We start from the raw sequence: 24,462 nt of genomic DNA, 5'->3' as shown, positions 1-24,462 counted from the left end.
AAGATCAGCCCACCTTTTCAGATCAAAGTACTGATATCTGGGGTAAGGCGTTTTAAAATTGTTAAAGACAAAGCTATGGACTGGAAATGTAATAACTGGTTGCAAAGATTGGATCTATGGCTGTATATAATGAGAAGGGTAGACAAAAGAAAAGTCCCGGTGAACCGGGACTTTCTATAACTCTGAAAGTTATTCTTATTTCTTCTTAGCTGCTGCTTTTTTAGGAGCTGCTTTCTTAGCTGCTGCTTTTTTAGGAGCTGCTTTTTTTGCTGCTGCTTTTTTAGGAGCTGCTTTCTTAGCTGCAGTTGCTTTTTTAGGAGCTGCTTTTTTTGCTGCTGCTTTTTTAGGAGCTGCTTTCTTAGCTGCGCCTTTTTTTGCTGTTGCCATGTTTTTGAATTTTAATGGTTAGTAATAAAAAAAATTACAATAGTAAAATTATAAAGGAATTTTTAACTATCAAAGTTTTTTCCTAACCAATTAATTCAAACATTATGCCGATGCCTCGGTATCAGCAACAGAAACAAAGGTTCTGTTCTGTCTTCCTTTACGGAATTCAACTACTCCGTCTGTTAATGCAAAGAGCGTATAGTCTTTACCAACACCAACATTTTTACCTGGGTGGTATACGGTTCCGCGTTGACGAACAATAATGTTTCCAGCAATAGCAGGTTGGCCACCATAGATTTTTACACCCAAACGTTTGCTGTTCGAGTCACGACCATTTTTTACACTGCCTTCACCTTTTTTATGTGCCATGGTACTTTGATTTTAGTACTTAAAGATTTGAATTACTTGCTTACATGAAAGGCTATGCCCTGACATTAAGCGATCTCGTTGATTTTAATTTTCGTATAGTGGGTACGGTGACCAAGTTTTTTACGAAAACCTTTTCTGCGTTTTTGCTTATAAGCAATCACTTTATCACCTTTTACCTGGTCAAGAATTTCTGCCTTGATCTTCAACCCGGAATTACTGAATTTCAGGTTTCCGTTGTTGTCAGAAAGGATTACATCAGAAAATTCTACTTTATCGCCGGTGTTACCACCAACTCTTGGTACATACAATGTCTGGTCTTTTTCAACCTTGAATTGCTTACCGGCTATTTTAATTACTGCGAACATATCGGTTCAAAAATTAGGTGGGCAAAGGTAAGGGTAAAAATTCTTGTAGCCAACAATATTGCAATCTTGCGGTCAAAAAATATAGCTCCGGGTTGCCAATTTAGGATGCCCTTAACCCATTTCTGTATATTCGTGCCGCTTTAAGCTTGCCATGAAGATCAAATCCTTTCTAGCGAAGCCATTTGCTTCCTATATATATAGTAAAATAAACCGGGGGATGAATTCTGCCCTGGCAGACCAGGATAATATTCTTAAAGAACTCTTAAAGGTTGGAAAAACAACGGAGTTTGGTAAAGAACATCGGCTGGAAGAGGTGAATTCCTATGAAGAATTTAAAAAAGCAGTGCCCATAAGGGACTACGAGGAATTTAAACCATATATTGATAAAATTAAGAATGGCAGGCATAATGTACTCTGGAAAGGGAAGCCCATCTATTTTGCCAAAACTTCAGGAACTACCAGCGGGGTAAAATACATACCCATCAGTAAGGAATCCATTCCAAATCATATCAATACTGCACGGAACGCACTATTATGTTATATGGCAGAAACCGGGAATACCGGTTTTTCTGATGGTAAGCTGATCTTTTTATCCGGATCACCCGAATTGGAAAGATTAGGAGATATACCTACCGGCAGGTTGAGTGGAATTGTTAATCACCACATTCCCAAATATTTGAGATCAAACCAATTGCCATCATATGAGACCAATTGCATAGAAGACTGGGAGACTAAACTGGACAAGATCGTTGAAGAGACCATCTCTCAAAATATGACACTGATTAGTGGTATACCACCCTGGGTTCAAATGTATTTTGACCGGTTACATGAAAAGAGTGGGAAAAAAATAAAGGACCTGTTTCCACAGTTTTCCGTCCTTGTACATGGTGGTGTCAACTTTGAGCCTTATAAAGCTAAATTATTTGAAAGCATAGGGAAAAGAATAGATGCCATTGAAACATTCCCTGCATCTGAAGGTTTTTTTGCGTTTCAGAATTCGCAAAAGAATGAAGGTCTTTTATTGAATACTGATAGCGGGATATTTTTTGAATTTGTACCTGCAGGTGAAATATTTAATGAAAATCCTACCCGCCTGTCCCTTAGGGATGTAAAGGAAGGAGAGAACTATGCTATGATCATTAATAATAATGCGGGCTTATGGGCTTATAACATTGGAGACACAGTCAAATTTATTAGTGTAGATCCTTACAAAATTGTTGTTACCGGACGTACCAAGCATTTCATTTCTGCTTTTGGTGAGCATGTCATAGGGGAAGAAGTGGAACAAAGTTTGCTTAAAGCGGCGCAGGAAGAAAAAGTACATATTACTGAATTTACTGTCGCCCCTGTAATAGGCCAGGGTGATGAAAAGAGTTACCATGAATGGTTCATCGAATTTGAAAATGAGCCCTATGATCTTACCGGGTTTGCCCAAAAAATTGACAACAATCTCCGGGAAAAAAATATCTATTATAATGATTTAATTTCCGGGAATATTTTACAACCATTGAAAATAAGGATTATTAAAAAGAACGGATTTATTGATTATATGAAATCTGTTGGAAAACTTGGAGGCCAGAATAAAGTTCCAAGATTAAGTAATGACAGGAGGCTGGCCGAAGTTTTAGAACAATGGACTGCTCATCCGGAAAGTTCACATCATTGATAAGCATTCTTTCACTGCATTTGCTGAAAATCTATTTATTAAACTGATCGCACAAGCCCAATGAATCAAAACCCACATATAAAACGTATTGCCATATTTGGTTCTACCGGATCAATTGGTACCCAGGCCCTTGAAGTAATTGCTCAACATCCGGATAAATTCTCTGTTGAAATCCTTACCTGTAATGGCAATGATGAATTGGTTATTGAACAAGCGTTGAAGTTCAATCCCAATATTGTGGTAGTTGCTGAAGATCAGAAATATGTAAAGGTTAAAGATGCATTAGCACATACTGACATTAAAGTATTTGTTGGTGAAAAAGCTTTGGAAGAAGTTGCCTCCATGGATTGTTATGACATCATGCTTGCTGCCATTGTTGGTTATGCAGGTCTGAAGCCTACTCTTAATGCCATCAACACAGGGAAAGCTATCGCTTTGGCCAACAAAGAAACACTTGTCGTGGCAGGGGACATCATAATGCGGACAGCAGTAGAAAAGCGGGTGCCTGTTATTCCTGTCGATTCCGAACATTCAGCAATATTTCAATGCCTGATAGGGGAAATGCGCAACCCGGTAGAGAAGGTAATTCTTACAGCTTCAGGTGGCCCATTCCTGGGGCGCAAACCCAATTATCTGGTTAATGTTAAAAGGGAGCACGCCTTGCAACATCCCAATTGGACAATGGGTGCCAAGATCAGTATTGATTCAGCCACACTTATGAATAAGGGTTTGGAAATGATTGAAGCCAAATGGCTGTTCAATTTAAGCCCTGAACAAATTGAAGTATTGATCCATCCGCAAAGCATTATTCATTCCATGGTTCAATTTGAAGATGGAAGCATAAAGGCTCAAATGGGTCTCCCGGATATGAAATTGCCTATTCAATATGCGTTGGGCTTCCCAAGCCGTATAAAGAACAATTATACAAGAACGGATTTCAAAAAGCTAAAGGAACTAACCTTCGAAGAGCCAGACCTGAAAACATTCAGGAACCTGACATTGGCCATTGAAGCTTTAAATAAAGGAGGCAATCTTGCATGTATAATGAATGCTGCCAATGAGATAGCCGTTTATGCATTTCTGAGAAACAGGATTGGATTTCTTGACATGACAGATGTTATCGAAAGAACTATGAATAAGGTTACATTCATTGAATCTCCCACACTGGAAGAATATTTTGAAAGTGATGGTGAGGCAAGAAGTTATGCAGCCGATCTAATAAAACTCTGATTTTAGTCCATAAAGGGGCGTTAAACCCAATAGCAGGCAGGATGCGTAACTCACATTTATACTTTCCTATCATTATATTGCACCGCTTAATAGCAAGAAATGGAAGAAAAACAAAGGTTATTTAATAATCTTTCCGGTGTTTTTCCTGTAATTAAATAATTAATAAAGCCTGCCTTCAAAGGATCTGGCAGGAATGAAACAGATATATGTTTTTATTAGCAACAGACTGGTCTGCATTTTTTGCCAACGTAGGACAATTTATTTTGGCATTTTCAATATTGGTGGTTTTACATGAAATGGGCCATTTTCTTCCGGCAAAATGGTTTGGTTGCCGTGTAGATAAATTCTATTTATTCTTTAATCCCTGGTTTTCTTTATGGAAAAAGAAAGTTGGTGAAACAGAATATGGTTTAGGGTGGATTCCATTGGGGGGATATGTAAAGATTGCAGGGATGATAGATGAGAGCATGGATAAAGAGCAAATGCAATTGCCTGCACAACCATGGGAATTCAGGAGCAAACCAGCCTGGCAACGCCTGATCATAATGCTGGGGGGCGTAATAGTCAACTTCATACTGGCCCTGGTTTTATTTGCCATGATACTTTTTGTTTGGGGTGAGGAAAAATTACCTGTTCAGAATTTAAAATATGGTTTAAGTGTTGATTCCCTGGCCACATCAGCAGGCTTAAAAGGGGGAGATATTATTACCGGGGTTAATAATAAGCCGTTGGTATATATGAATGACCTTCCCAAGGAATTGATGCTGGCGGAAAGGGTAATTTTAAAAGTGGACAGGCAAGGTAAAGACACCACTGTTGTAATGCCAGAAGGTTTTGTGCGGAAACTGACTAAAAATCAATTGAGAGGATTTGTTTCTCCAAGATTTCCCGTCATTGTAGATAGCATTTCTCCTAAGATCGAATACAAATCCGGTGAATTAAAAAAAGGTGATGTTCTCGTTGGTTTGAATAATGCGAATTTCTCCTATTACCAGGAATTTGATTCCATTAAAAAGCAGCACAAAAATGAAGTAGTAACATTAAAAGCATTGCGTAATAATGATACTGCCCTAGTAGCTGTTAAACTTACGGAAGATGGAAGTGTTGGATTCTTTCCAAAAGATCCCTCCAAAATTTTGGGAATAGAGAAAAAAGGGTACACTTTTTTTGCCGCTATACCAGCCGGTATTAATTATGGAGTAGATCGGTTAAGTGATTATATAACAGGAATAAGATTATTATTTACTTCAAAGGAGCACAAGGTTTCTGATAACCTGGGGAGCGTTATTTCCATAGGTAAAACTTTTGGTGGCACCTGGGATTGGTACCGGTTCTGGACCATGACTGCGCTTTTTTCCATCATCCTGGCTTTTATGAACATCTTGCCGATTCCAGCTCTTGATGGTGGCCACGCCTTATTTACGATCTATGAAATGATCACTGGTCGTAAGCCTAGTGATAAGTTTATGGAATACGCACAAATGGTAGGTATGGTATTACTGTTGGGCTTGATGCTCTATGCATTTGGTTTGGATATATGGCGATTATTTAAGTAGGTAATAATTATTAGCAATTCTATTATTACCCATCCTCATTCTTTTCAGTAAATTTGTAAGCTGTTCAAACTAATAGTATCAATTAAAAACTGTTAAGAGTTCAGATGGAATGAAGGAGTAAGCTGTCAACATTTACGACAACTACAAACTACAAACCATAAACTATAAACTCAATCACGGGGGTGTTTGGTTTTGACAGCATAGGTCTTTGAAAGTATAAGCATGCAGAGCGTTGGATAATTAGCTCTTTAATCTGAATATTCAAAACAATAAATGGCAATACTCAGTATGCCATGGCTGCCTAATCAGTGATTAAGTAGTCATTAGGGCCGCCGCGCGGGTTGGCTTGTAACCAGGCGCCGCCGCCGACATTAAACAAATACAGGCTGCTGCAACAGAAGGCTGTGACTGTTTGCTTAAGACCATCCAGCTAAGAAAAGAATTGGTTTGTTCTGTTCCGGTTCTTTTCCGACAATTAATTCAGAAATAAGCATGTAGAAGGCTTTTGAAAATCATGTTTGGACACCGGTTCGATTCCGGTCACCTCCACTTTATTGAATCTCAATCTAATTAAAAAGCTTGTAAATCACTGGTTTACAAGCTTTTTTTATTTTACCGGTCCCCCAAATTGTATAATAAATCTCATTCTTTATGTGACTAATTCGGGACCTAAAGAATAAAATCAAAAAGTGGTCCCGATTAGGGCATCAAACGGTTGATTTTCAACTCGTTTAATATCCAAACATCTTGTCTCACCCTGCCTGTAATTCTATATTTATTTACCCAAAAAGGCAACCCATGCTTTCCAAAACATTCACACTTCTATTTTGGTTGAAGAAACCAAAAGGCTCTAAAGGTATCGTCCAACCTATCTATTTAAGAATTACTGTTAATGGTCTTCGCACTGAGTATTCCGTCCAGCGTAAGTGGGATTCGACCAAATGGAACAGTGCCTTAGGGAGGGCAACAGGAACTAAGGAGGACAGCAAAATCTTAAATGCATACCTGGACTCACTTCAACGAAAAGCTTATGAAGCTGTTCAAAAATTGATGGACGAAAGGCAGGAAGTAACTTCCAATAGTATTAAAAATTACCTGCTGGGAATCACATCCAAACCCAGGATGATCACTGATGTTTTCCGTGATCACAATGACAATTTAAAATCACTTATTGGTAATGGCTACTCAAAGCAAACCTTTACCAGATACCAGACTACCATGGACCATTTAATCTCGTTTTTACAATGGAAACATCATGTATCTGATTGGCCTATTAGCGATCTGAATTTTGCTTTCATATCAGACTTTGATTTTTACCTGCGAACGGTAAGAAAGTGCGGACATAATTCAACTATGAAGTACCTGTCTAATTTTAAAAAAATTGTCCTGATCTGTGTAAAAAAAGACTGGCTACATAAAGATCCATTTACTGGGTTCAAATTGGCAACAAAGGAAGTGGTTAAGCCCTTTCTTAATCAACAGGAACTTGATGCAATTGCAAATAAAGACTTTCAAACTCAAAGACTATCTATCGCAAGAGATGTATTTCTGTTTAGTTGTTTTACAGGGCTGGCTTACATAGATGTTTATAATCTCAAAAGGGAAGACATACGGATAGGTATAGATGGAGAAAAATGGATTTTTATCCAAAGACAAAAAACAGAAGTGCTGTCCAGAATTCCATTGTTGCCAGTTTGTATAAATATATTGGATAGGTATAGATCTCATCCAACATGTGTGCACAAAAATTGCGTGTTGCCAGTCTGGAGCAACCAGAAAATGAATGAGTATTTAAAAGAGATTGCTGACCTCTGTGGCATTCATAAACGTTTAACCTATCATGTTGCCAGACACACATTTGGTACTACGGTGACATTAAATAACGGGGTTCCTATTGAAAGCGTAGCCAAGATGTTAGGCCATTCCTCATTAAGAATGACGCAGCACTATGCCAAAATACTGGATAATAAAATAAGCCAGGATATGAAAATGTTGCGACAGAAGTTAAATGGGACAGATGACAAAGGTTTACGCAAGATTGAGAATTCTTAAAAAGCTAAGTAGCACTAGTTTAATTATTGATCGTCTTGTAAGCTAAATATTGAGGAGAGTTATAGTAACTAATATAAATTTCCCGAGCCTTTTATGAACGATGAATTAATTGACGAAAAGTTGTTCCAGGATGCTTCTAAAATATTCGCGGGTTTAAACAATGATTTAAGACTCAGAATTATTCACCTGATTCATCTGTATCAAAAAATTACTGTCAAGGAAATGTATACAACTCTTCGCCAGGAACAATCACATGTCTCTCATCAATTATCTATATTAAGATCTTTAAAAGTTATTCAATCACAGAAGGAAAGCAATAAGGTACTGTATTCTCTGAATTATGAAAGACTATCTCAGATTAAAGAATCTGCAGTAAACTTAATCCTTGATAAAAGAAAAAATAATTCTCCCAATTAAAAAAAGGAAGTTGCATTACTCTAAGTACCAGGTATTATAGTACTATTTTCAAAATCGTTCGTCTCTATATTATTCTTTGAATCAAAAGCAGTGTAGTAATAGAATTGCGGGGCTTGTTTTTACAAGCCCCTATTATTTTATTTTCCCAGACATAGTACCAGGCTAAATATCAGTCGTCTAAGATATTTATGTTTTTGTAATCCGAGGCTTGTTTTTACAAGCCTTTGTTTATACAATTAATATATAACTAATCAAAACTGATTGCCAGTCTTAAACTTCTGCCCATTATAGAACTGGTAAACTCCTATACCTCTATGCGTAGAAGAATAACACTTTCTGATTATTTAAAGCTTGGCACTTCTATGGTCATTGTCCTTAACCAGGACGAGATAATTGAGTATATCAACCCGGTTGGAAAACAATTGCTGGGGTATACTTATCCCGAAATTGTAGGTAAAAACTGGTTTGGCAAGTTTGTCGCAAAAGATTTTATAAAAATTGAGCGTTTAAGGTTCAGGCTTTTGCTGAATGGAGATGAAGAAGGAAAAGAACCGCAGGAATGCTATATAAAAACCAAAGCAGGGAATGAAAGATTGATCAGGTGGAAATGCATGGATAAAAAAGATAAAAGGAATAATTCAATAGCAGTGATATATTTTGGTGAAGACATCTCGGAAAAGAGAATTTTACAGGAACGGTTAACAAGCCTCGAACAGGAAAAAAGGAGGCTTTTTATAAGTGCCATTTTAGAGGCCCAGGAAAAAGAAAGGTTTTATATAGCAAATGAATTACATGATAATGTCGGGCAGATCCTTACCACATGTAAGCTGCTGTTAGAAGGGGTAATAAAAGAAGATAAAAAATCCATCTGTCTGAAAAACACTTATGAACACCTTCAGAACGCTATAAATGAAATTCGCAGCCTTTCACATCAGCTCAACCCGGGTCAACTTCATGAAATAGGCCTTGTTAATGCCATTAAAGAATTAATAGCGAAAATCAATACAAGCGGTAAGCTGAATTGTGATTTTAAACATTCAAACAAAAGGCAGCTACAAAAACTTAATAAGGATATCGCACTATCATTGTTCCGGATTATTCAGGAGCAAATAAATAATATAATTAAGCATGCTAAAGCTACTTCCGTTGAAATCAGGCTATTTGCCGCTTCTCATTCAGTTGAGCTTGAAATTTGTGATGATGGGGTTGGATTTAATCTGAATAATATCCCGAGGGGATTAGGCCTGAGAAATATCTATAACCGAACCGAGCTATTTGGAGGCAAGGCAGTATTAAATACGGGCAAAGGCGAAGGTTGTACCCTAAGCGTTTATATACCATTATCGGAAAAAATGTATAGTTAATCGGGTTTGAGATAGTACTTATCACTTATTCATACGTCTAATTAATAAGCAGAAAGTGTTTAATTTTTTTCTCATGTGCATGTCACATAACCGGGGGTTTGTTTCTACTTACCCTTCGTTTTTTCAAGCAAATAAAATTGCTTTCAATAACAGCATGTTTAAGCGCCAGGTACGAAAGAAAAACCACAGTATAAAGCAAACATCATCTGGAATCGAACCTCGCTGTAGCCTATGGAAACTATTCCAATTTCCTGGAAAACATTTGTGAATTAAGACTTCCCCTGCATCCCCTGATCAATTTTTATGCATATCCGTAATACACCGGATAATTTGCATCATTGAACACACCAATTTGCACCTGTAATATCTAACCAGATCATTGCCAAAACAAGTGAAAAAAGATTGCTTATCTTATACACTATCCACAAGGCATAATAGTCTTACTATTATCATTTTACTGGTGATGATTTGTAACCATGGCTGCGGTAATCAACCTGCAGTTAATGGGTATTTCAGAATGAATAGGGTAGAGGTTTTTGAGAATAACAGGTTAGCCAGGGTTATTGATACCGGCATCCAGTTTTGGAATTTTTCCAAACTATCAACTATCCAGATTTATAACAATGCCGGCATCCAAAAAACTTTATACATTAATAATTACAAAGGCCGTATTCAAAGCCGAGATAAAATTTCAGGAAAGCTCCGGGAAGAATTTTTCATTCGTAAGTGGGATCAGCAGTGCCTGGAGTTATACTCAAGAAAGACCATAAATCAAAACCAATACAAGGTTATTTATTTTCTGGAAAAATTAAATGACTCCGCTTTTAACGGAAGTTCCTTTGACATTAAATAATATCAACGCAGATTCTCTTAATTCATTGGAATCTCCAATACATAACTGATACCTTGTCCCTCTGCTGATTGCACAAATAGTTTCCCATTAATCAATTCAGCCCTGTTTCGAAGGCTCCTTAGCCCTAAACCAGTAGAGTTCTGTGAAGCAGTTTCAAAATCAAATCCTTTGCCATTATCAGATAATTTCAATACTGATAGTTCATCCTGTTGTTCAAACACTATAAGCATCTCAGTGGCTGCAGAATGCTTAATAGCATTTTGAATCATCTCCTGGATCATCCTGTAAATATGGATCAATTTCCAATCAGGCAATGTCGGACTGACTTCTCCCACCAGGGCAATTTCAATAGGGGTGCTCCTGTTTACAAATGATATATATTCTTTAATGCCGCTTAGCAATCCTTTTCTTAGCAAGCTTGCAGGCATTAGGTCAAAGGATATTTCCCTGATTCTTTTTAATGAATTATCCAGCAGTGTCTCAATTTCTGTGTGTTCAGTAACATTAGTCGTGGCAGCTATTTCCAGGCTTGAAAGCTTTGATTTAGCTAATGAAAGGTAAGCGCCAATTTCATCGTGCAGATCTGCAGCTATGCGACTTCTTTCCCGCTCCATGGCAGATATTTCTGCAGTGAGGTTCTGCTTTTGTAGCAAAAGGTTATATCGCTGCTGGCGCAATATTGCAATGAAGAAATAAGCAATAATGCACCCGATTATAATGGTAGTAATTACAACAGCACCATAAATTTTCGCTTCCTGGGTATCCATAGCATGGCAATCGCATAGGTTAAGTTGGAGAATAAATTTATATAAGAAAATATGCGATAAATATTTAGTCGGAATGACTTGCTGCCTCCAAGACCCCAAATCCAAAAAATCTCAATGAGTGAGCTGTACATGTAAAAAACTGAAAAGCAAAAGCAAATCAAAAAGATTGGGTTCGATTGCAAATTGGTTTTATCCACAAGCACCATTTGATTAATGAGTCTCATACTCATAAAACAAATCACCAGGCCGTATGTAATATTAAAATAGGAGTCAAATAAAAATATGGAGGATAGATAGAAGTTTTCAAAAAGCCAGCATGCTATGAGTAAGCTAACTATGATGTAGAATAAAGATTCCTTCCTTGAGAAAAGCTTCCATTTTTTAAATTGCCAACAAATCAGCAGGGATTCTGCCAGAGAGTAAATATTGGCATTCACAGCATTGGAATGCCTGTTTTGAATGACAATAAAACTAATTACCTCATTTATGGAGGCAATGCTCACCAGGAATAAAAAAGGATAAAAGGCCGGATCCATCTTTGAATAACGGATCCAGCCAATTATGGCAGCTATTACAATAGTGAAACTAAATATAGTAGCTATGTAATAATTCATACTAGGGATTTAAAGGCGATGATGGCGGGCATTCTTCAGGGCATCGCTGACCATTTTCCAAAAAACTTCCGGTATCCGTTGTCGTTGCCGTATTCACTGCATTTTTTGCAAAAATGCCGCCCGTGATGTCCTGGTTTTTTTCGTCTACGCCTACTATTATTGCATGCACCCTTAGCTCTGCATCCATTCCATAATATACACGTAAACCTACACACCCCGACTGGTTCATGACTGTCTCCACCTGGCTTTTTTCAAAGGTTTCTGAAATACATAAAATGTTTTTGCCCTGGTAGGCAGCTTGTAAAATACTTTCCCGGTGATCTCTGTAATCCGTTGTCATTTTAATTGCTTCTTCTAAGGAAATAAAGGAACTCATAACTTTAATTTAGGTGAAAGAATAATTCACCAAAATGAGTTATGATTTGCCATTTAAAAACCGGGCATCTCACGGATAATATACTCCGGAATGTTACGGACATTTCTCAGATATAACCATTCCGTGATGCAAACAATGCAATGGTCACTGCACTTTTACCACCTATCTTCTCCTGTATGCTTTCTTTATGACTTTCCACAGTTCTGGCACTTATGCCAAGCTCGCTACCTATTTCTTTATTCGTCAGACCCCTGCAAATTAATTTCATCACATCCAGTTCCCTCTTTGTAAATTTTATATCCTTCTCCTTTCTAGCATTGCATACCGGGTTATCATTAAAATGATTCAGTAATTTTTGAGAGGTGGTTGTGCAATAATAGATTTTACCACTTAATATGGTAAATATGGCATCCAGGATTTCCTTTTTGGATGCACTTTTAATAAGGTATCCATCAGCCCCTGCCTGTATCATATCAATGATCAGGCTTTCTTCATCATAATTTGTCAGGGCTAATATCTTAATTGCCGGGAATTCTTCCTTTATCAGCCTGGCACTCTCTATTCCATCCAGTAATGGCATTTTAATATCTGTAATAACCACCTGCGGTTCAAATTTTCTTACCAGCTCCAAAAGCTCTTTTCCATTGCCTGCCTCACCCAATAATTGCACCTGCTTAAATTTTTTGAGCATTGCTTTAAACCCATCTCTTAATAGTTCATGATCATCTGCCAGCACAATGCTGATAGGAGTATCCGGTGGTTTTATCATCAAATAATCTATTTCATGACTAAGTACGTAATAAAACATGAGACTGTTTATCCCATTTGCACTCATTTTTTCAATGATTAAACTATTTATTTTTTTTGGCAGGAATAGTAAGGTGTTCACAGGTACTAAACAGAGTTTCAATCGTCTTAGCGCATTATCATAACAAGGCATTTTAAGGATAAAATGCCCTTTAAAATATTTTCATTCAGTAATATAAATACATTGTCAACGTGTCTTACATACACCATCATTGTTCTTACATCATAAAGTGGTTATCATTTTATTTAACAAGAAAATCTTATAGATGATGTAGTACTTTTTTCATAGTAGTACGTCTAACATAAGAAGGCATATTCTTTCTATTCTAAACAACTACACATGAAAAGGTGGATACTATTGCCATTGGTGTTTGTTATTTGCAACGCCTGGGCACAAACTCCGGTACAATGGAAATTCAGTTTCAAAAAATTGGCAACTGATTCCTACGAAGTTCATTTCACTGCCTTAGTGCAAGGTCCCTGGAAAATATATTCACAATCCACTCCTGGCGGAGGGCCTTTACCTACAAATTTTACTTTTAATAAAAACCCGCTGCTCTCCACGCAGGGTTCGGTTAAAGAAATTGGATCTGTACATAAACAATTTGAGGATGTGTTTGGTATTGATGTCTTATACTATAAAGAATCAGTAGATTTTGTCCAGGTCATAAAATTGAAAACTAAAGCAAAGACAAAATTTTCAGGTGCAGTGCAATATATGTGTTGTAACGATCAGCAATGCCTGCCACCAGCTTCTATTCCCTTCTCTATTGCGCTGAATTAAAAGTAGTGTAGGCTATCTTTTAAAGGGAAATTCAATCCCCGCCATAAGGAGAAACGATTGCGTAATTACCTGTCCCGGGTTTTTCAATAAAACCCGGGGTAAGATATACATGCTATAACGAAAACCATTGCCACTCATGCTTATTGCTCATGATGAGCTTCGTTCATCCGCTTGTGCTGTTAAAGACGAAGCATTCTTTAATCAACTCTATTCCACTCATAGAGATAAGATATTCAATTACGCTTTTTTAATCACCCAATCACAGTTGCATGCAGAAGAAGTCACCCAGGAAGTATTTATTAAGATCTGGCTCTACAGGTATAAATGGGAAGAAATAGAATGTTTTGAAGCATGGATCTATACCATGATGCGTAATCGTACACTGGATTATATAAAAAAGCTTTCAAACGAAAGAACATTGTTAAATGATGCTATGCAACACCATATCCAATATAGCACCATCACCGACGATACAATTTTAAGTAATGAATGTTTTAAAATTGTCGAAAAAGCTATGAATGCATTATCGCCCCAGCGAAGAATGGTCTATGTTTTAATGCGGGTTCATGGGTGGAAGCGGGACAAGGTTGCCAAAGTGCTCGGCGTCTCTCCAAACACCGTTAGGGTACAAATGGGTGAGGCTTTAAAATCTATTAAAAAATACATCACTGCCACTTCCAAAATGCCTGATGCCCAATAGGTGTTAAAAATTTCATAGGCATCAGTAAATTGCACCTCTCATAACGTATAATCTTGTTGAATTCTAACTGGGTAAAATGAAGGGTTTGTAATCCTTCCCTTATCAATTATTGATTATTTTCTGGAATGATACTCTCTTGTAAAGGCATAAGCATGCTGCCCATTACCACAAATTCCCTGCTATCATATTTTAATAAACGCACCTGCACCACATTGTCCTGTTTATATTGATCCAAATATTCTTTTTTAATACTTAACTCTGTATCATGATAGGTAGTTACCCGGCATACCTGGCCATTTATTTCAGGCCCTGTAACAACAGGAAATCTCAATATCCTTACCAATTCTTCATATGCATTCTCCTTAATCCTGTAAGAATAGATTCTGTTCTTTTCAATTTCACCTGTCATGATTTTTATTTTCTTCGCAACATAATACGAATTCATGTAGAATAATTATCCTGGGGTTTTAAAATAAATATAATTTGTATGTTCTTCTTAAATGACATCTTAAAGCATTTATTGTTTAAAAGAAACCAATAATTTCTCTTCTAAATAGTACTATAAATACTGTCAGTCGTCTTTACTGGTCAGGGAATGTGTAAAAGAGAACCGATGTTGCTCTGGCAAATAATAGGGTAAACTAGTAATACACAATGTCCGTAATCCAGACTGAAAGCCAAAAATTGCTTCAGCTGTCTGCAAAGCAGCTGGAAGAATGTTTGCTATTTCAACCATTTGAACGGGCTGTGGAATGTGCATTTAGTTCCCTTAAAACCAGTTGGAACCAATTAAAACAGATTGTGTCTATCAATGAATTTGAGTCAGAAGAAGAAGAAATTCAATTTTTTAAAGTTCTAAAACCAAAATTAATAGCTGAATTGGAATATTATGGTTTAGTGTATCATTCCATACTGTTTTGCCCACCCGATGCTGAACAGAAATTATTGTTCTGGCAAAGAGAAGCAGATCGCCTGCAGGAATTTAAAATACTCTATGCTGAATTTTATCACTATTACACTTCGGGCTCCACGCACTATGACGCCTGTTACTTTAAAAGAAAGAAAGTGCATCCTCATAGCAGCGAACATTCCGAATCTAAAGCAAAAACAACACACGATCACCTGGTATCAAAATTATTGGCTTTTGAAAAATATGCACAATATGCATTGTCCAATTTATCAAAAGCCTGAACTTTCAAAAGATGCAGTCGACTAGTCTTAAGCCACTAAGTCAGGAAGGGGATGTTTCTACATCCCTTCCATTTATTTTGATAAATTATCCATTCAACGCTATACATTATTTCTGATGTAGTTTTTCCCAACAAGTCTGAGCAACGTCTCTATATGCACCTTAAAGGACCCTGGTACAAACAATTGCCATCATTAAATATTTATTCAAAATTTCGAAAAAGTATGATCCGCCAATTTTCCACTGCCTTTGTTTTTTCCCTATTATATAATCTTTTGCATGCCCAGCCTCCGGCCATGGACACCATTACCATTAGCAGTTCTCTCGCACCTCAATCTATTAACCATACAGGTAGAAATATCCAGGTCATTAATGGAGATATGTTCAATCAGCTGCCAGTTCATTCAATTGACGAATTAATGCGCTATGTTCCCGGTGTTGAAATTCAAATGCGTGGACCCGCAGGTGCCCAGTCTGATATAGTTCTTCGTGGGGGAACATTTCAACAGGTTTTAGTTATACTTGATGGCTCTCGCCTTAATGATCCCAATACCGGCCATTTTAATAGCTATATCCCTATTGCACCGTCAGAAATCGATCGCATTGAAATCCTAAAAGGTGCTGCATCATCCATTTACGGTTCCGAAGCTGTAGGGGGAGTTATCAATATCATTACTAAATCATTTGCATCGCAAACCTCCAGATCCCAGGAACTGTCAGCAAGCGCAGCTACAGGTGAATATGGTTTTGTGAATACTAATATTGGCGGATATTATTCCAATGGTCAAACCTGTGTTTCCGGCGGCTTTCTTTCCAATAATGCAACAGGCCAGCCGCAGAGAGGAACCAAAGGGAATTTTAATAATAACACCCTCTCATTTTCAATGCAGCTGCGTTTCAATCCCAACTGGCGCCTGGCGCTGCGCTCTTCTTACGATGCTCGAAAATTTGGCGCACAAAATTTTTATACCACATTTTTATCCGATACCGCAGCCGAAACTGTTAAAACCTCCTGGAACCAGCTTCGCCTTCAATACCAGAAAAATACTTCAGATGTTGAATTGAATGCTGGTTATAAATGGGTTGCTGATCATTACATATACAACCCATCATCTACTGCCAATCAAAATAAGTCTCAACTGTTTCAGTTACTAACCATTTACCGTCAGTCTATTAATCAAAACGCCTCCCTCGTGTCAGGTGTTCAATATATCAGCAAAATGATACGCTCAAACGATCGGGGTGATCATAATGAGAACCAGGTAGCCGGGTTTCTTTCTTATATACATCAACTCCGTGCTTTAACTATCAATCCATCCCTACGTTTAGACTATACATCACCCCGTGGAAGCGAATGGCTGCCACAATTAAACCTTTCTTATTCCTGGCGCCAATTTCAATTTCGGGCAAGCGGGGGTAAAACTGTTCGGGATGCGGACTTCACTGAACAGTATAATAACTACAATAAAACATTTGTATCCGGCGGACGTATTGGAAATCCTTTACTGGTGCCAGAACGTTCCTTATCCTATGAGGCTGGAATGGACTACATGGCAAATAGTTTTTTTCGTCTGTCTGCAAGTTTCTTCCAGCGATACCATACACGTTTGATTGATTATGTGCCAACACCCTATGCTGATATGCCCCGCAAAATCAATCTTTCCCCAACAGGTTCCTATGCCCTTGCTTCCAATTTATACGATCTGACAACCACAGGTTCCGAATTGGATGTCAACTATTCCAAAAGCATCCGGTCCCGCCAAAACCTGTCTGCTAGCCTAGGCTTTATATGGTTACGTAGCCATAGCGATTCGGCTGTCACCTCTTTCTATATTAATTCACACGCCACGTACCTGGTAAATAGCACTGTGATTTATTCATTCAATCAGTTTTCATTAAGCCTATCCGGAGTTTACAAAGACAGGATGCCACAATCCGCCCCGGGAATGAAGCAAATTCCGGCAAAATGCTTTATGATGAATTCCAAACTGGAATATGGATTTAATAAAAAATCTATTGGGTTATTTATGCAGGTAGATAATGTTTTTGATGAAACCTGCAGCGATCTTCTTGGAGCCCAATTACCAGGCAGATGGCTAACAGGAGGTATAAAGTGGTCGTTGAAATAAGATAATATTATTCATAAAAAAACATAGTACTTCCGGCCTGCACAAACGTCTATTATTTGGTTTCATTTTACGCATTAGTTTTTAGAACAAGATATGGGATGGCAACATCCCTTTCTTTGTTTAATTGGGGAGGAGCATTTAGCCAATAGCTGTTAGCTATTAGCAAATAGCAGATAAATACAAGCTAATTGGATATAAGAATTAATGAATGACACTTAGAACTGAAGGCTGTTCCAACGATCAAATTTTAATATTTAATTCAACTAATACTTATGCACCTAATCTCGCAACATGATTGTTTTATATAATGTTTGTAACATATTCAGTAAGGCAATGACGACGAAAAAACACTTGGATCTAAAGACTGTTCCAGCGCCTCATTGCGGAAATTCGATTCCTCTGCCCACCATCGTTAACGAAATGTCCGCAATTCAGCGCCTTCAGTCTCTTCGCATATCACGTGTTCGAACCCAAAAGATTTAGAGATTGTGGTGAAGAAAGCTTAGACAGGGAAAAACTGTAATCATAGAGTGTCTACTAAGCATTAGTTATGACTGTTGTGCGTTGGCCCCCGCTGCGCATGCGGAGCAGTTGGGCCAGCGTGCCTTTTCTTTGGTTACTTTCTTTGGGCAAGCAAAGAAAGTGACAATTAAAAAACCTAACAATGTATCTCATGGATAATTTCATAACCCTCCCGGTAACAAATCAAAAGGATAATACTAATACCCAAACCGATTTCTTACCACTGCAAGGCACAGATTATGTTGAATTTTATGTAGGCAATGCCAAACAAGCTGCCCATTATTATATGAGCGCTTTTGGTTTCCAGGCCCTGGCTTATGCAGGACATGAAACAGGTATAAAAGATAAAGTAAGTTATGCAGTACGACAGCATAAACTAACCTTCGTGCTTACTACTCCTATAAGACCAGGAAATGAAATAGCTGACCATATATATAAACATGGTGATGGGGTTAAGTTCCTGGCTTTAATGGTAGATGATGCAACAAGTGCCTGGGAACAAACTACCAAAAGAGGTGGCCAGTCTTATTTGGCTCCCCAACAATTGAGAGATGAAGCAGGCGAAGTGGTGATGAGTGGGATACATACATATGGAGACACTGTACATTTATTCATTGAAAGAAAAAACTACAAAGGTGCATTCTTACCTGGTTTTAAGCCATGGAGCAATCCTCATTTTGCCCCCGCCGATACGGGTTTGTTATATGTTGACCATTGTGTTGGTAATGTTGGCTGGAACCAAATGAACCCATGGGTTAAATTCTATGAAGATGTGATGGGCTTTAAAAATATTCTCAGTTTCGATGATGAGGATATTTCAACGGAATATTCAGCCCTGATGAGCAAGGTTATGAGTAACGGGAACGGGTATGTTAAATTTCCAATTAACGAACCTGCGGAAGGAAAGAGAAAATCGCAGGTAGAAGAGTACCTTGAATTTTATAATGGCGAAGGAGTGCAGCACGTAGCATTGGCCACACATGATATTGTAAAAACTGTAAAGGACCTGATGAGCAGGGGTGTGGAATTTCTGAAAGTACCCAATAGCTATTATGATGACCTGCTGGACAGGGTAGGACATATCGATGAAGACCTGGAGCCCTTAAAAGAATTGGGCATTTTAGTTGACAGGGACAACGAAGGTTACCTGTTGCAATTATTTTCTAAACCGGTTCAGGACAGGCCTACGCTTTTCTTTGAGATCATACAGCGAAAAGGGGCTAAAAGTTTTGGAAAGGGGAATTTTAAAGCTCTTTTTGAGGCTATCGAAAGAGAACAAGCAGCCCGGGGAAACCTATAAAAATCGCCATTAGCTAATAACAACCGCTAACAAAATTGATCCATCTAAGTATTTTAAACCGCACTAAAATTATTGCTATAAAAATTTTAAAATTATTTCATCTCATACTTATGCACCAAACCTAAAACATGACTGCCTTATATAAAGGTTTTAACACCTACTCCAAGGTAATGACAACGAAAAAACACATCAATCTAAAGACTGGTCCAGCGCCTCATTGCGGAAATTCGATTCATGGCTTTTTATTGTTAACGAGAACGTCCGCAATTCAGCGCCTTCAGTCTCTGCGCATATCACGTGTTCGATTCAAAGTTTGTTCAAAGCTATAGTTCAGTTACCGCTTGAAGTAAAAGTTATAATCATAGTGAATGTTTCATCCTGTAGTTATGATCGTTGTGCGCTGGCTCCCGCTGCATACGCGGAGCGTTTATGGCAGCGATGTCCTTTTTGCTCCACTTTTTGGACAAGCAAAAAGTGGAATTAAAAAGTTGCCGAAGGCAAAAAGTAAAATAAAAACCATCAATCAGTATCAAACCATTTATCACCATCAACCCTACGCTAATAGCTATCAGCTAATAGCAAACCGCTAAATATCAAACCATGACCCACGAACCTACTCCATTATCCTCTCTATCACACAACCTCGAAGGCTCCCAGATCCTTCATTACAGCAATGCTGTAAAATCCCTCATAGCCAAAGGAAAAGACGTTTTCAATTTCACCGTAGGCGATTTCAATCCTTCCATTTTTCCCATCCCCATGGAGCTGAAAAAGGAAGCCATGAAAGCCTATGCCGAAGATTATACCAATTACCCAATAGCCGAAGGCAATGCAGACCTTCGTGGCGCCATCCGCATTTTCGAAAAAGAATGGAGCGACCTCAATTATGAAACCGATGAGATCCTTGTAGCATCCGGGGGAAGGCCGCTCATCTATGCAGCCTTCAGGGCTATATGCGATGAAGGCGATGGTGTTATTTATGGCTTGCCTTCCTGGAATACTGACTACTATGTTCAATTAGTAGGTGCCCGGGCCATTCCTATAACAACCTACCCCGAGGATGGGTTTTTGTTGACAGCTCAAACATTGGAGCCACACCTTAAAGAAGCTGTCATGTTATGTATCTGTGCACCACAAAATCCTACTGGTACCGTTTATTCCAAATCTGAGTTATCAGCTATTTGTACCATGGTAGCAAATGAAAATGCAAGCCGTGGTCCCGATCAGAAAAAACTATACATACTTTTTGATTCCATGTATGGCAATCTAGTTTCTAAAGGTTTTGAACAAACCAACCCTGTGTTGCTCTCACCATCTTTAAGGCCATACGTTATTACCATAAATGCCATTTCAAAAATATTTGCAGCAACTGGCCTCCGGGTAGGTTGGTGCTTAGGGCCAAAGCATGTATTATCAAAAATGAAAAATCTGCTTACTCACCTTGGTGCATGGGCACCCATGCCCGAACAAAAAGCTGTGGCTCGCTTTTTACCAGTTTCCTCTGCTGTAAGTAAATATTTAAGAACTTTAAAATCTGAATTGAACGAGAGGCATTACAAACTGCATTCAGGTATAATGACACTCCGTAACCAGGGCATACCCATCGATGCCTTAATTCCAAGGGGAGGTTTATATCTTTCCTTGCATATTGATATAGTTGGTAAGATGGCCAAAGGAAAGATTTTGGAAACGGCCCCCGATGTAGCTGGATTTCTCCTGCAACACGCAGGTATAGCTGTGCTTCCATTTTCTGTTTTCGGCACTTCCAACACACTTCCCTGGTTCCGCCTTTCAGTCGGCACTTGTCGAATGGAGGACATTCCCATCATGCTGCAAAACCTGCGCATTGTATTAAAGCCATTTGTCAAAAAAGAGGACAACATGCATGAAATAATCTCCGCTACCACAGTAAGTCAATAACTATATACGCGTTTTTTTCCTTCACCTGCGAGTCCGGGTTACCAGTATGGTAAGCTAACTCGCAGACTTCATAATCTTCGCGATAAAGACTTAGTTGTACTGCATAAAGTTTCTCCGACCTTCTCCCAAACCATGACAACACCTAAACACTTCGAAGTAAAGACTGCCTGCAGCGCCTCATTGCGGGTATTCGATTCCTCCGCCGCTAATAGTTACCGTACTGTCCGCAATTCAGCGCAATCAGCCTCCCCGCATATCACGTCTTCGACCTAAAGCCAGGTAATCCCAGAAGGAGACTACAACTGTAAATGAAAGACTGTATGCATAGTATAAATTTCAACCAGTAGTTATGACCGTTGTGCGCTGGCCTCATTGCCCACGCGGAGCGTTTGGGGCAATGCGCCCTTTTTGCTCCACTTTTTGGGCGTCAAAAAGTGGAAAATCATAATTGCCGAAGGCAAAAAAACTCATTAAATAGTCAACTCCATTCCAAATAACTAAATAACGCTACAAATAATAGTACTTACTACTACACCAATCGTCTTGTCTCTTGAATCGGCATGAATTGCAAAAGTCAAATGGTTAAGGTGAGGGTAGGTGCAAGCTTACCCTCAATTTTTGCAATACCGCAAACCCTTGTCCATAGTGAAGATTGAAAATAGAAGTTCTCTGATTCCTGCCAAACCAAAATCAAAAACATAAACCTCAAAACACTCACTGGCTAACATCTATCAGCTATCAGCTAATAGCTAATCCTTAATAAAGCTTGCAAAAAATAATACTCTCCGACTTAACGAACCAGAAACAAAACTATAAACCAGAAACAGTCAATAATGTCAATCAAAAGCACCATCACCGCCTTCATCTTCATTCTCCCCCTCTTTGCCTGGTCCCAATCCCACAACTGGCAACATGCCGACCTCACCCAGGACTCCATCTTTGGCATCAGTACCAATAAAGCTTATAACGAATTATTATCGGCAAAAAATAAAAAGCTAAAACCAGTAGTTGTCGCTGTCATCGACAGTGGAGTAGACACCGCTCATCTGGACCTGAAAGATGTCCTCTGGTATAATAAAAAAGAATCGAAGCTCAATGGCCGCGACGATGACCATGATGGCTATATTGACGACCAGCATGGCTGGAATTTCATTGGTTCCTCCAAAGGAAATGTGGATTTCGATAACCTGGAGCTCACACGCATCATCAGGCAAAAAAAAGGATACTGGGATAGCCTCGCTACCACAGGTGTTCCTGCATCCCTGAAACCAGGCTATGACCAGTTTCAGGATATGTTCAAGCACTATGAACATGAAAAAACAAATGCCACCAATACTTTAAACCAGTACCAGCAGTTTAAAAATGCATTGTTGAATATTTGCTCTGCTATAGGCAAACCGGATCCTTCAGCTACAGAATGGAAAGCCTATGCAGCCAAAACTGATCTTGAAAAACATGCCATCAAAACTTTGCAGCCTTTTCTTGATAATGGAAACACGGTGCAGCAATTCATCCAGGACAATTTAAATGGCACTATTGATTATTTCACCACGCAGGTTAACTATTACCTCAACCTCGATTTTGATCCCCGTCCTGTTGTAGGTGATAATTATTTCAATGCATCGCAACGTATTTATGGAAACAATGATGTCACCGGTCCTGATGCAGAACACGGCACCCACGTGGCAGGAATTATTGCTGCATCACGTTACAATGATCTCGGTATCCAGGGTATCGCTGATGCCGTGCGCATTATGAGCATCCGCACTGTGCCCAATGGAGACGAAAGGGATAAAGATGTGGCCAATGCTATTTTATATGCAGCTGACCATGGTGCTAAGGTTATTAATATGAGTTTTGGTAAGGCCTATTCGCCCTATAAAGACAGGGTTGACCAGGCTATTAAATATGCCATATCCAAAGATGTCTTATTGATTCATGCCGCAGGCAATGAAGGTAAAAACCTGGATAAGGAAAAGAATTACCCTACCAAATTATTCAACGACAGTACCCTCGCCTCTGCCTGGCTTGAAGTCGGAGCTTCCGGACCCAAAGATGACTCCACACTTGTAGCTTCGTTTTCCAACTGGGGCAAAACCACAGTAGATGTATTCGCACCTGGTGTGCATATCTATAGTTGTATTCCCGGTTCTAGGTATGCTTCCTTCGATGGAACTTCCATGGCCGCCCCCGTAGTAACAGGTCTTGCTGCCCTCATCCGCAGCCGCTATCCAAAGCTCACCGCTATACAGGTTAAAGATATCATTATGCAATCCGTTCAGAAGGTAGACCATAATGTCATAGTGATAGATGGTAGCATCACAATGCACCTTCCTTTTCAGGATGTCTGTGTTTCCGGCGGTGTTGTCAATGCGTACAATGCCTTGATTCTGGCAGAGAGCTACAATAAAAGAAAAAAATGAGCTATTAGCTATTAGCTGTTAGTAGAGAACCACGGGGACACAGAGGCACTGAGATGCACAGGGAATTGAGGGGTGCAGTGTGTAGTTTGTGTAATTCATTTGGAATAAGACTTTGTCGTTGCAAAGCACCTTCAAATTTTACCCGTCATTGCGATGAGCTTGAAAAAACGTTCGGTGAATAAAAACGTTTATGCGAGGAAGCAATCTCCCGCTACGAAGCAGCAATTTTAAACTGTCATTGCAGGAGGACCTTCGGTGAGATCTAAGTTTTTTTCTTAAATCCACCAAGGTCATGACAATGCAAAAACTCTCTGAACTAAGGACTGGTCCAGCGCCTCATTGCGGAAATTCGATTCCTGTAACTTATATCGTTAATGATAATGTCCGCAATTCAGCGCCTTTAGTATCTACGCATATCACATGTTCGATCTAAAGTAAATGCCACTCTGTAGGAAGTTGCCACAGTAAACGAAAGACTGTATTCATAATTTCTAAGGCAACCTGTAGTAAAGATCGTTGTGCGCTGGCCCGGCAAAACCCGCGGAGCGTTGGGGTTTGCCTAGACCTTTTGTATTCTAGTTCTCCCAAACCTCCAAATTTATATTCTTTTTAAGCTGCAAATTTGTAGTTATCCACGTAAAAGGCACCTCTTTTCACAAGTGAGAACATTCT

The 24,462-nt window shown here is 38.8% G+C and carries 23 protein-coding genes and 1 other RNA gene; 16 read left to right on the top strand and 8 right to left on the bottom strand.

The genetic code is table 11. The features are described 5' to 3' along the window. Nucleotides 1-195: 195 nt before the first annotated feature. The 3 genes from BP74_RS10870 to rplU form a co-directional block, all read right to left on the bottom strand. Nucleotides 196-387 (bottom strand): hypothetical protein, encoded by a 192-nt coding sequence (locus BP74_RS10870; protein ID WP_496373970.1) that lies wholly within the window; start codon nt 385-387, stop codon nt 196-198. A gap of 102 nt (nt 388-489) precedes the next feature. Then, nucleotides 490-756 (bottom strand): 50S ribosomal protein L27, encoded by a 267-nt coding sequence (gene rpmA, locus BP74_RS10865; protein ID WP_496373968.1) that lies wholly within the window; start codon nt 754-756, stop codon nt 490-492. 65 nt (nt 757-821) lie between these two features. After that, nucleotides 822-1,121, bottom strand: a complete 300-nt coding sequence (rplU, locus tag BP74_RS10860; protein ID WP_496373967.1) for a 50S ribosomal protein L21 — start codon at nt 1,119-1,121, stop codon at nt 822-824. Nucleotides 1,122-1,272: 151 nt separating this feature from the next. On the opposite strand from rplU, the gene BP74_RS10855 reads away from it, so the two are divergent. From BP74_RS10855 to BP74_RS10820, 8 genes are all read left to right on the top strand, one after another. Beyond that, on the top strand, nt 1,273-2,787 hold the full coding sequence (locus BP74_RS10855; protein ID WP_496373966.1) for a GH3 auxin-responsive promoter family protein: 1,515 nt from the start codon (nt 1,273-1,275) through the stop codon (nt 2,785-2,787). A gap of 60 nt (nt 2,788-2,847) precedes the next feature. Further along, a complete protein-coding gene (locus BP74_RS10850; protein ID WP_496373964.1) occupies nt 2,848-4,017 on the top strand; it encodes a 1-deoxy-D-xylulose-5-phosphate reductoisomerase in 1,170 nt (389 codons plus the stop codon). 206 nt (nt 4,018-4,223) lie between these two features. After that, entirely contained in the window at nt 4,224-5,573 is a 1,350-nt protein-coding gene (gene rseP, locus BP74_RS10845; RefSeq protein ID WP_496373962.1) for an RIP metalloprotease RseP, read from the top strand. Between the two features lie 178 nt (nt 5,574-5,751). Then, nucleotides 5,752-6,125, top strand: a transfer-messenger RNA (tmRNA) gene (ssrA, locus tag BP74_RS10840). A 246-nt stretch (nt 6,126-6,371) separates the two neighbouring features. Next, complete coding sequence (locus BP74_RS10835) at nt 6,372-7,625, top strand: site-specific integrase (RefSeq protein WP_496373961.1); 1,254 nt, start codon at nt 6,372-6,374, stop codon at nt 7,623-7,625. Between the two features lie 93 nt (nt 7,626-7,718). Next, nucleotides 7,719-8,042 (top strand): ArsR/SmtB family transcription factor, encoded by a 324-nt coding sequence (locus tag BP74_RS10830; RefSeq protein WP_496373960.1) that lies wholly within the window; start codon nt 7,719-7,721, stop codon nt 8,040-8,042. 314 nt (nt 8,043-8,356) lie between these two features. Beyond that, on the top strand, nt 8,357-9,406 hold the full coding sequence (locus BP74_RS10825) for a PAS domain-containing sensor histidine kinase (protein WP_496373959.1): 1,050 nt from the start codon (nt 8,357-8,359) through the stop codon (nt 9,404-9,406). Nucleotides 9,407-9,797: 391 nt separating this feature from the next. Next, nucleotides 9,798-10,259, top strand: coding sequence for a hypothetical protein (locus tag BP74_RS10820; protein WP_496373957.1), 462 nt, complete (start codon nt 9,798-9,800; stop codon nt 10,257-10,259). Nucleotides 10,260-10,276: 17 nt separating this feature from the next. Here the strand turns inward: BP74_RS10820 and BP74_RS10815 are convergent, their stop codons facing one another. From BP74_RS10815 to BP74_RS10800, 4 genes are all read right to left on the bottom strand, one after another. Then, entirely contained in the window at nt 10,277-11,026 is a 750-nt protein-coding gene (locus BP74_RS10815; protein ID WP_496373955.1) for a sensor histidine kinase, read from the bottom strand. Beyond that, nucleotides 10,987-11,640, bottom strand: a complete 654-nt coding sequence (locus tag BP74_RS10810; protein WP_496373953.1) for a hypothetical protein — start codon at nt 11,638-11,640, stop codon at nt 10,987-10,989. The genes BP74_RS10815 and BP74_RS10810 overlap by 40 nt, the downstream gene beginning before the upstream one ends. Before the next feature lies 1 nt (nt 11,641). After that, nucleotides 11,642-12,016, bottom strand: coding sequence for a hypothetical protein (locus BP74_RS10805; RefSeq protein WP_496373952.1), 375 nt, complete (start codon nt 12,014-12,016; stop codon nt 11,642-11,644). Between the two features lie 106 nt (nt 12,017-12,122). Further along, nucleotides 12,123-12,824, bottom strand: a complete 702-nt coding sequence (locus BP74_RS10800; protein ID WP_496373951.1) for a response regulator transcription factor — start codon at nt 12,822-12,824, stop codon at nt 12,123-12,125. Between the two features lie 339 nt (nt 12,825-13,163). Between BP74_RS10800 and BP74_RS10795 the strand changes: the two genes are divergently transcribed. Together BP74_RS10795 and BP74_RS10790 are read left to right on the top strand one after the other, a co-directional pair. Next, the gene (locus tag BP74_RS10795) at nt 13,164-13,607 is read left to right on the top strand and encodes a protein-disulfide reductase DsbD domain-containing protein (RefSeq protein WP_496373949.1); all 444 of its coding nucleotides are present in this window, start codon (nt 13,164-13,166) and stop codon (nt 13,605-13,607) included. A 136-nt stretch (nt 13,608-13,743) separates the two neighbouring features. After that, the gene (locus BP74_RS10790; protein WP_496373947.1) at nt 13,744-14,307 is read left to right on the top strand and encodes an RNA polymerase sigma factor; all 564 of its coding nucleotides are present in this window, start codon (nt 13,744-13,746) and stop codon (nt 14,305-14,307) included. Nucleotides 14,308-14,413: 106 nt separating this feature from the next. On the opposite strand, the gene BP74_RS10785 is transcribed toward BP74_RS10790, so the two are convergent. Next, the gene (locus BP74_RS10785; protein WP_496373945.1) at nt 14,414-14,752 is read right to left on the bottom strand and encodes a hypothetical protein; all 339 of its coding nucleotides are present in this window, start codon (nt 14,750-14,752) and stop codon (nt 14,414-14,416) included. 209 nt (nt 14,753-14,961) lie between these two features. On the opposite strand from BP74_RS10785, the gene BP74_RS10780 reads away from it, so the two are divergent. The 6 genes from BP74_RS10780 (at nt 14,962) to BP74_RS10755 (ending at nt 23,790) form a co-directional block, all read left to right on the top strand. Next, a complete protein-coding gene (locus tag BP74_RS10780) occupies nt 14,962-15,498 on the top strand; it encodes an RteC domain-containing protein (RefSeq protein ID WP_496373943.1) in 537 nt (178 codons plus the stop codon). A 222-nt stretch (nt 15,499-15,720) separates the two neighbouring features. Beyond that, nucleotides 15,721-17,625 carry a TonB-dependent receptor plug domain-containing protein gene (locus tag BP74_RS10775; protein WP_496373941.1) on the top strand — a complete coding sequence of 635 codons (1,905 nt, stop codon included), beginning with the start codon at nt 15,721-15,723 and terminating at the stop codon, nt 17,623-17,625. 673 nt (nt 17,626-18,298) lie between these two features. Further along, the gene (hppD, locus tag BP74_RS10770) at nt 18,299-19,447 is read left to right on the top strand and encodes a 4-hydroxyphenylpyruvate dioxygenase (protein WP_496373939.1); all 1,149 of its coding nucleotides are present in this window, start codon (nt 18,299-18,301) and stop codon (nt 19,445-19,447) included. 368 nt (nt 19,448-19,815) lie between these two features. After that, entirely contained in the window at nt 19,816-20,037 is a 222-nt protein-coding gene (locus tag BP74_RS10765; protein WP_496373937.1) for a hypothetical protein, read from the top strand. A gap of 10 nt (nt 20,038-20,047) precedes the next feature. Next, the gene (locus BP74_RS10760) at nt 20,048-21,367 is read left to right on the top strand and encodes a pyridoxal phosphate-dependent aminotransferase (RefSeq protein WP_496373935.1); all 1,320 of its coding nucleotides are present in this window, start codon (nt 20,048-20,050) and stop codon (nt 21,365-21,367) included. An 833-nt stretch (nt 21,368-22,200) separates the two neighbouring features. Beyond that, nucleotides 22,201-23,790: a S8 family serine peptidase gene (locus BP74_RS10755; protein WP_496373933.1), complete on the top strand. Its 1,590-nt coding sequence runs from the start codon at nt 22,201-22,203 to the stop codon at nt 23,788-23,790. Nucleotides 23,791-24,462: the final 672 nt, after the last annotated feature.

The organism is Flavisolibacter ginsengiterrae DSM 18136, from assembly GCF_059568575.1.
This window is presented reverse-complemented; position numbering and strand designations above follow the sequence as displayed.